Origin of the sequence: Polaromonas sp. UBA4122, assembly GCA_002381615.1 — a bacterium.
Lineage (GTDB): Bacteria > Pseudomonadota > Gammaproteobacteria > Burkholderiales > Burkholderiaceae_C > Polaromonas.
This window is the reverse complement of the sequence record DFWY01000009.1, coordinates 577-1,102: the sequence shown is the minus strand read 5'-3', so window position 1 is coordinate 1,102 and position 526 is coordinate 577. Positions and strand designations below refer to the sequence as shown.

Genomic DNA, 526 nt, shown 5'->3' with positions numbered 1-526 from the left:
GCCCCCCCCCGCCGAGTGGCCGCGCCATCAGCCTGCGCGACGGCCTCGCGTATTCCAAAAACACCATCACCGCCCAGCTCATGCAGACCGTGGGCCCCGCCAAGGTCGCCAAACTGGCCCGCGCCATGGGGGTGCGGCAAAGCAAGCTCGACCTCGTGCCTTCGCTCGCGCTGGGCACCAGCCCCGTCACCCTGAAAGAAATGGTCAGCGCCTATGGCACCATCGCCAACGGCGGCGGCTACCTGGAGCCCATGCTGGTCAGCCGCATTGAAAACAGCAAGGGCGAAGTGCTGGCCGAGTTCCGCGCCGCAGCCGCCGAGCCTGCGCTGTCGGCCGCCGCCAACTACACGCTGCTCGACGCGATGCGCGGCGTGGTGGACCGGGGCACGGGCGCCGCCATTCGCAGCCGTTACGGCATCCGCGCCGACGTGGCCGGCAAAACCGGCACCACGCAGGACAACGCCGACGGCTGGTTCATCCTCATGCACCCGCAGCTGGTGGCCGGCGCCTGGGTCGGCTTCAACGA

Annotated in this window: 1 protein-coding gene; it reads left to right on the top strand. The window is 69.8% G+C overall.

The window, feature by feature from the left end; genetic code table 11:
- Positions 1–526, top strand: a 526-nt coding sequence (locus B3F77_RS01270) for a penicillin-binding transpeptidase domain-containing protein (RefSeq protein WP_293603239.1), incomplete at both ends; no start/stop codon positions are given.